Source organism: Nocardioides turkmenicus, assembly GCF_011045035.1.
GTDB lineage: Bacteria > Actinomycetota > Actinomycetes > Propionibacteriales > Nocardioidaceae > Nocardioides > Nocardioides turkmenicus.
Genome location: NZ_JAALAA010000046.1, coordinates 1 through 4861, shown reverse-complemented (window position 1 = coordinate 4861; position 4861 = coordinate 1). Strand labels below are relative to the sequence as shown.

General features: G+C 72.8%; 3 protein-coding genes and 1 pseudogene. 1 reads left to right on the top strand and 3 read right to left on the bottom strand.

Annotated features, from left to right (window positions below):
• Nucleotides 1-141: 141 nt before the first annotated feature.
• The 3 genes from G5C66_RS25525 to G5C66_RS25515 are packed head-to-tail and all read right to left on the bottom strand — an operon-like array spanning nt 142 to nt 3474.
• Complete coding sequence (locus G5C66_RS25525; RefSeq protein ID WP_165114657.1) at nt 142-753, bottom strand: RDD family protein; 612 nt, start codon at nt 751-753, stop codon at nt 142-144.
• Nucleotides 754-802: 49 nt separating this feature from the next.
• Nucleotides 803-2650 carry an FHA domain-containing protein gene (locus G5C66_RS26665; RefSeq protein ID WP_165114654.1) on the bottom strand — a complete coding sequence of 616 codons (1848 nt, stop codon included), beginning with the start codon at nt 2648-2650 and terminating at the stop codon, nt 803-805.
• Nucleotides 2647-3474 carry a PP2C family protein-serine/threonine phosphatase gene (locus G5C66_RS25515; protein WP_165114651.1) on the bottom strand — a complete coding sequence of 276 codons (828 nt, stop codon included), beginning with the start codon at nt 3472-3474 and terminating at the stop codon, nt 2647-2649. Before G5C66_RS25515 ends, G5C66_RS26665 begins: the two co-directional genes overlap by 4 nt.
• A gap of 282 nt (nt 3475-3756) precedes the next feature.
• Here G5C66_RS25515 and G5C66_RS25510 point away from each other — a divergent pair.
• Nucleotides 3757-4861: pseudogene (locus tag G5C66_RS25510) on the top strand (hypothetical protein); the annotation flags it as partial.

Below are 4861 nucleotides of genomic sequence, written 5' to 3'. Positions count from 1 at the left end.
CGGAGCGGGAGGGGCCGGCGTCGGCGGCATCGGGGCCGGGACAGGGGCCGGCGTCTGACGAGCGATCGGCGACCCGATCTGGGTCTGAGCAGCCTGAGCCTCGGCGGCCGCGGCCTGGGCTGCCGCCACCTGGGCGGGGCTCTAGGTCGGGGCAGCCGGGGTCTGCGGGCGCTCGGCAGGCTCCGGCGTGGCCTCGGCCTGCTTGAGACGCATGGTGGTCAGGTTGACGATGCGGCGCGGCGCGGGCGCCTCCTCCTCGGCCTCGACGACGGCCGGAGGACGTACGTCGACCACCACCGAGCCCGCGCGGCGGTCATGCCATCCCTGGCGGCGGCCGCGTTCGTCCATCGCGGCGACCCAGGCGAAGGTGGCGGTGCCGATGCCGAGCGTCGGGATCGTGCAGAGACCGAGGAGGGCCTGGCGTACGAACGCCTTGCCGACGCCGATCGGGCGGCCGGCGGCTCCGGAGTCGTCGCTGACCACGCGGAGCCCGAGGGCCATCTTCCCGGGGGTCTTGCCGCCGGAGCCGGTGAGGATGGTGCCGACGAGCCAGACAACCAGCACGACACCGGCGATCAGGCCGATGCCGGGCAGCGGGTTTCCGTTGCGGAAGAAGATCAGCCAGGCGGCGAAGCCCGCCGCGGCGAAGATCGCCCAGGCGATCACCCGGTCGATGGCGAATGCGTAGAACCGGCGGTCCGGCTCCGCGATGGCGGCCTCGGCCGACGGGGCCTGGAGGCCGGCCACGCTCATGCCGCCGCCTCCACAGAGGAGGACGGCGACATGAGCGGAAGCCGCTCGATCACGGGTTGGTCACCCGGATCGTGAGGCTGTCACCGAGGTCGATGACGGCACCCGGCATGAGCTGGACGGGTACGCCGGGGCGCAGGTCCTCCGGGCCGAGGCCGGGCTGGACCAGCACGGTGCCGTTGGTCGAGCCGAGGTCGGTGACCACGGCGGCGCCGTGGTCGACGCCGGCACCCGGACGGATCTCGCAGTGGGTGGAGGAGATCTCCTGGTGAGGGCTCGGCACGGTCACCAGCATCGGCTGCTCGGTGGGCGTGAACCGGCTCGCCTCGGGAGCCCGGCCGACGAGCACAACCCGGTCGACATCGACACGGTCGCCGCTCGAGAACTCCAGCCGCGCGACCGGGTAGGCGGTCACCTTCGGGGCCTCGGGCTGGCCCGGGATCCCGGCGAGGCCGGCGTTGAGGTCCTCGCCGACGCCGACGCGGGTCAGACCGTCGTGGTCGTCCTCGTCAGGAGTGGGCTCCTCCCAGACCGGCTCGTCACGGGACTCGGGGATCGGCGCCACCGGCGGAGCAGGCGGCGCGGGCGGGGCCGGGAACGCCGGCGGCGCCGGAGGCGCGGGCGGGATGTCGGCCGCCGGGGCGTCGACCGGCGGAGGCTCGATCGGCGCGGAATCGATCAGGCCGTCGGCCGGCGCGTCCTCGAAGGGAGCGGGCGGCACGTCGACGGGCGGCGGAGGCGGCGTCGTCAGCGGCGGCGGGGGCGGCATCGACGGCGGTCCGAAGTCGCGCGCCTGGGCGGACTCGGGCTCGTCGAAGGACCGCTGCTCGTCGTAGGACTTCTCGTCGTAGGGCTCGTCCTCGACGGCGGCGAGCACCTCGGTCTCGGCATCGGGGCCGACCTCGGGCTCGACGACCGGCTCCGGGGAGACCGCGGACGGGCCGAAGGACGACGCCACGGCAGCGGCGTGCTCGTCGCTGGCGTAGTCGTCCTCGTAGCCACGGGAGGCGTGCTCCGGGTAGTCCTGGTCGTCGACGTTCTGGTCGTCGACCTCCTGCGCCGCCGGCATCTCGAAGGCCTCGGTCGGCTCGGTCAGGTCGTCGTGGCGCGGCGCGGGCGCATCGCCGGACTCCTCGCCGCGGTTGACCGAGACCGGCTCGTCCGGATCTGCGTCCGAGTCGTTCCCGAGGCCGGGAAGGTCACCGGAGACCGGGATCGGCGGCACGACCGACAGCGAGGGCGGAGCCGCGACCGGCTCGTCCTCGTCGAGACCCTGCTCCTCGGCGGAGTCGGCGTAGCTCTCCTCGGGCAGCGGGTCGGTGAGCGGGTCGGCCTGCGCCGGCTCCTCCACGCTGTCGTCGGCGGCTTCCTCGACGGCCACCGGGGCGCCGACGAAGCCCGCGCGGCTCTCCGGCGAGTCGTCCTGGCTGGACTCCGGCGCCGGCGGCGGGACCTCGAGGCCCGAGACCCGCAGCAGGCCGCCGAGCGCCGTCATCGGCTCACCGGTGACGCCCTCGTCACCGAGGGAGACGGACATCCGGGTGACACCCTCGAGGGTGCGCTCTACCCACGTCTTCGACGACGAGCCGTCGACCTCGACGGAACCCTCGACGGACTCGAAGGAGACCACCGACGGGCCGCGTACGACCGTGCGTACGCTGCCGCCGTCGGGCGTCACGTCCCCGGAGATGAGGACGAAGCCCGGCAACGAGCTCAGCCCGGTCGCGACGAGCGCGTCGAGCACCTCGTCGAACCCGGCGCCGTCGTCGACGAGCGCCCACAGGGCGCCCGCGCGGCTCTTCTCCGAGGGCGGGAGCAGCACCGTGGCGCTCTCACCGATGATGCCGAACCAAGTGCCCGGCGTGTAGGACGTGCTTGCGATGGTTGCTGGCTCACTCATGGCAGCACTCCTAGCTTCTGCTCCATACTCACCCTTTGTTGCTCCGAGTCATACGGGTTCTCCTCGGCCAATCCCATCACATCGACCACGATCGCGGTGGCGTTGTCCCGGCCACCCGCTTCGACCGCGGCAGCGACGAGCTTCTCGGCCGTGTCGCGGGCATCGGTGTCCTCCGCCGCGAGGATGTCGGCGATCTCAGCATCCGAGATCATGCCGCTCACGCCGTCCGAGCACAGCATCAGCCGGGCGCCCACCGGGAGGGTCACCTGGAAGATGTCGGGGACCGCGGGCGCCATCCCGCCGAGCGCCCTGGTCACGACGTTGCGCTCCGGGTGGTGCTCGGCCTGCTCGGGCGTGATCTGCCCGGAGTCGACCAGCTCCTGCACCAGGCTGTGGTCGCGGCTGAGCTGGCTCAACGTACCGTCGAAGTATCGGTAGATGCGCGAGTCGCCGACGTTGAGCAGGATCCACAGCGGACTGCTGCCGCCGTCGGCGATCAGCGCCGCGGCGCAGGTGGTGCCGGACTGGTAGTCGGAGGCGCCGCGCGAGCGTTGCTCGAGCGCGAAGGCCACGATCCGGTCCTGGGCCGCCTGGAGCGCGTCGACCATCGCCTGGCTGCCGGTCTCGGACACGTAGTGGGTGCCACCGAGCTTGGCGAACTCCTGGATCACCATCTCGCTGGCGATGTCACCGCCGTCATGGCCGCCCATGCCGTCGGCGACGACGAAGACGGGTGGCTCGGCCACGTGGGAGTCCTCGTTGACCTTTCGCACCTGGCCGACATCGGTCGCGGCCCCGTGCGCGATCACTACTTTCCTGGACATCTCGCCCCCTAGGCCTGCCGGGATAGCGTGATGCCGATGGACACAGGCTTCCGCTCACTCGCAGACCAGTTGCGCTCTTGGCCCACAGAGCGCATCTCACGCCTGCTTCTTGCTCGTCCTGATCTCGCCACGCCGTCCCCTCATGACTCCGGCCAACTCGCCGCCCGAGCAGCCACTCGCACATCTTTGCACCCTGCGCTGGATGACCTTAACCATCTCGAGCTGATCGTGCTTGATGCCGTTGTCCTCGCGAATCAAACCACCAAAGCCCACTTATCTTCCATGCTGAACGCCGATGTCGCCGCCACGACACGGGCACTTTCTCATCTGGAGGACTCCGGCCTGGTGTGGCGCTCCCTCGACGGCCTGCGCGCGGTGACCGGGGTCGCAGCCCTGCTGCGTGGCTCTCCCGGGGTCTCCGGGCTGCAGCCGTTCACCGGCGATCCCGGGGTTGACCAGGAAGAAGTCGTACGCCGCTTGGCGGCCGTCTCCGCCGAGGCCCGCGCGATGCTGGAGGCTGTCGACGCCGGCGGCGGGCAGGCCTCTTCCTCCCGCGCGCGCCCGCGCGTGTCGGTGGCCGAGGCCTCCGGACCAGCGGAGGAGCTGATCGCCCACGGCCTGCTGGTGTCGTCGGGCGACGGGATGCTGACCCTGCCCGGTGAGGTCGGGCTCGCGCTGCGCGGCGGACGGACGACGCCGGCTCCGGTGGACGTCCCGCCCTCGCTGCCGACCTCCTCGCGGGCGTCGACACTGGTCGACCGGGCGGCCGCGGGCGCCGCCTTCGAGCTGGTACGCAACCTCGAGCTGCTCCTCGACGCCTGGGGCGCCACCCCGCCCCGGTCGCTGCGCGGCGGGACCGGCCTGACGGTCCGCGACCTGAAGGCCACCGCCGAGCGGCTCCACGTCACCGAGCCGACCGCGGCGCTGCTGATCGAGGTGTCCTGGGCCTCCGGCCTGCTCGCCCTGGGCACCGACGAGGAGGGCGACCCGTCATGGATGCCGACCGCGCTCTTCGACCAGTGGCTGCAGCAGCCCCTGGCCGCCCGGTGGGCGCTCGTGGCGGGAGCCTGGCTGGCCTCGCCGCGGCTGCCCGGACTGGTCGGTCAGCGTGACCCCGCCGGGAAGACGTGGAACGCGCTGGCGCCCGACATGGCCGGCGCCTCGGCCGTGGAGACGCGCCGGCTGACGCTGAGCCTGCTCGCCGACCTCCCGTCTGACGAGGTGCTGGCTGCCGGCACCGGGCCCGCCGCGGTCGTCGCCAGGCTCGCGTGGGAGCGGCCGCGTCGGCCGCGCTCCCGCACCGAGACCCGCGAGTCGCTGGTGGCCTGGACGCTCACCGAGGCGGAGACGCTCGGGCTCGCGGCGTTCGGGGGGCTGGCAGCGTACG